The sequence below is a fragment of the Pseudomonas sp. XP1 genome (genome assembly GCF_053557675.1).
This window is the reverse complement of the sequence record NZ_JBNRIJ010000011.1, coordinates 158369-161572: the sequence shown is the minus strand read 5'-3', so window position 1 is coordinate 161572 and position 3204 is coordinate 158369. Positions and strand designations below refer to the sequence as shown.

Here is a 3204-nt window from a genome sequence, read left to right as displayed (position 1 = left end):
CTTGAAATCAATGCGGCCCCTGTGGGAGCGGGTTCACCCGCGAAAGGGCCGGCACTGGCAACCTTTTTATCTGCCCTGAAAACGTGCACGGCGCCCCACCAAAGCACACCACCTCTCGCCTCCACAAGGTCCGAACCCCGCTAGCCCAAGCCCTCCCGCTCCCTGGCACCCTCCTTGCTACCGTCCTCCGCTTGACCTTTTGTCAGCCTTAGGTTTTTTAAGGTTTATGGGCACATATTTACTAATTTCTCGTTATCCCCGCGCCCCGCATCATCGCTCCAACAAGAACGCGTCGCCCTTCGCCGGCACGCCCCCGGGCAGCTCCCGATGCCCTACCTTGCCTTGGAGTCAGTCATGACCAGTGCAGCCAATTCGGCACCCCTCATAGAAAAACACACGATCGGCTACGTGCCCCCGCAAGACCGCCATGGAAAGGTAAGGGATCTGTTCACACTGTGGTTCGGCGGCAACATCGCGCCGCTGCCCATCGTCACCGGTGCACTGGGTGTGCAACTGTTCCACCTGAACCTGGTGTGGGGCATCGTCGCCATCCTGGTCGGCCACCTGGTTGGTGGTGTACTGATGGCGCTGCACTCGGCCCAGGGCCCGCAGATGGGCATCCCGCAGATGATCCAGAGCCGCGCCCAGTTCGGCTCGCTCGGCGCGCTGCTGGTGGTGGTGATCGCCGGGGTCATGTACATCGGCTTCTTCGCCTCCAACATCGTCCTCGCCGGCAAGTCGCTGCACGGCGTGGTCGATGCCGTGCCGGTACCGGTGGGCATCGTCATCGGTGCACTGGGCTCGGGCATCATCGGCATCATCGGCTACCGCTTCATCCACGTGCTCAACCGCATCGGCACCTGGGTGCTGGGTATCGGCATCGTGGTCGGTTTCGGCTACATCTTCAGCCACGTGCAAAGCGACGACTTTCTCACCCGCGGCGGCTTCAACCTGGCCGGCTGGCTGGCCACCGTGTCGCTGGCGGCGCTGTGGCAGATCGCCTTTGCGCCCTACGTGTCGGACTACTCGCGCTACCTGCCGGCGGACGTGAAGGTCAGCTCGACGTTCTGGACTACCTACCTGGGCTCGGCCCTGGGTTCGAGCCTGTCGTTCATCTTCGGCGCCGTGGCGGTGCTGGCGATCCCGGCCGGCATGGACACCATGGACGCGGTCAAGCTGGCCACCGGCACCCTCGGCCCGATCATGCTGGTGCTGTTCCTGCTCAGCGTGATCAGCCACAACGCCCTCAACCTGTATGGCGCCGTGCTGTCGATCATCACCCTGGTGCAAACCTTCGCCCACCGCTGGATCCCCACCGCCAAGAGCCGCGCCGTGCTGTCGCTGGTAGTGCTGACGGCCTGCTGCGTGGTGGCGGTGTTCGCCTCGGCGGACTTCATCGGCCACTTCGTCGACATGGTGCTGGTGCTGCTGGTGGTGCTGGTGCCGTGGACAGCGATCAACCTGATCGACTTCTATGCCATCCACAAGGGTGACTACGATATCCAGTCGATCTTCCAGGTCGATGGCGGCATCTACGGGCGCTACAACCCGCAGGCGCTGATTGCCTATGCCGTGGGCATCGTGGTGCAGATCCCGTTCATGAACACGCCGCTGTATGTCGGGCCGATTTCCGAGCATATCAACGGAGCGGACCTGTCGTGGCTGGTGGGGTTGGCCGTTACTTCGCCGCTGTACTGGTGGCTGGCCAGCCGTGACAGCGCCTACCGTCGCCGTCAGATGAGCGCCAAGGTGGCCATGGGGCATTGATTCAAACTGTACCGGCCACTTCGCGGGTGAACCCGCTCCCACAGTGATATCGTCTTCGGATATGTGCTTTCCCTGTGTGAGCGGGTTTACCCGCGAACAGGCCGGTACAGGCAACACATCAGTCAGAGGTTGTAGGCCCGCTCATTGTGCTCCGCAAGGTCCAGCCCCTGTTCTTCCTCTTCCCGGCTGGCCCGCAGCCCGATGGTCAGCTCGATCGCCCCCAGAATCGCCCAACTCACTACAAAGCAATACACGAAGGTGAACGCCACCCCCTTAAATTGCACCAATGCCTGCCCGACGGGTGACGCACCCTCCACATAACCGCCCAACGAAGGCGCGGCAAAGACCCCGGTAAGGATTGCGCCGACCATTCCGCCCACGCCATGCAGGCCGAACACATCCAGGCTGTCGTCGTAGCCCAGCGCCTGCTTCAACCGGGTCACGGCAAAGAAACAGATGGCCCCGGTCAACAGCCCGATCACCAGCGCACCCAGCGGCCCGACAAATGCACAGGCCGGGGTAATCCCGACCAACCCTGCCAAAGCCCCTGAAGCTGCACCCAAGGCCGTCGGCCGACCATGCGCCACCTTCTCGGTCAGCAACCAGCCGACAATCCCCGCACAGGCCGCCACCATGGTCGCCAGCATCACCACCCCCGCCGCCTGGTTGGCCGCCAGCCCCGAGCCGACGTTGAAGCCGAACCAGCCCACCCACAGCAGCCCGGCGCCCACCAGGGTGAAACCGAGGTTGTGCGGCGGCATGGCCACCTGCGGGTAGCCCTTGCGCTTGCCCAGCATCAAGGCCGCAGCCAGCGCTGCCACACCGGAGTTGATATGCACGGCGGTACCACCGGCAAAGTCCAGCACGCCCCAGTCGACCAACAATGCCCCCGGCCCGCCCCAGACCATATGCGCGATCGGCGCATACACCAGCACGAACCAGGCGGCCATGAACAGCAATGAAGCACTGAACTTCATGCGCTCGGCAAAACCACCGGCAATCAGCGCCGGGGTGATGATGGCGAAGGTCAGCTGGAACACCGCGAACACGCCTTCGGGGATGCTACCGACCAGGCTGTCATGGCCGATGTCCAGCATCAGCGCCTTGTCCAGCCCGCCGATGAAACTGTTGACGGTCAACTGCCCCTCGACCATGCCGGTGGTGTCTACCACCAGGCTATAGCCGAACAGCACCCAGAGAATGCCGATCACCCCGGCAACGGCGAACAGCTGGGTGAACACCGAGAGGAGGTTCTTGGCCCGCACCATGCCACCGTAGAACAGTGCCAGGCCCGGGATGCACATCATCAGCACGAACATCGCGGCGCAGATCATCCAGGCGGTGTTGCCGGTGTCCAGGGTGGGGTCGGCGGCGTGGGCCCGGGTGGTCAGGGCCAACAACATTACAGCGAGGGTGAGGTGCTTCATGGAGTCACTC

General features: G+C 63.5%; 2 protein-coding genes. One reads left to right on the top strand and one right to left on the bottom strand.

Translation table 11 applies throughout. The annotated features are described in order from the left end of the window. Positions 1-354: 354 nt before the first annotated feature. Positions 355-1767 (top strand): purine-cytosine permease family protein, encoded by a 1413-nt coding sequence (locus ACK1U9_RS12950; RefSeq protein WP_025338785.1) that lies wholly within the window; start codon positions 355-357, stop codon positions 1765-1767. A gap of 122 nt (positions 1768-1889) precedes the next feature. Here the strand turns inward: ACK1U9_RS12950 and ACK1U9_RS12945 are convergent, their stop codons facing one another. Beyond that, positions 1890-3194: an ammonium transporter gene (locus ACK1U9_RS12945; protein ID WP_108480615.1), complete on the bottom strand. Its 1305-nt coding sequence runs from the start codon at positions 3192-3194 to the stop codon at positions 1890-1892. Positions 3195-3204: the final 10 nt, after the last annotated feature.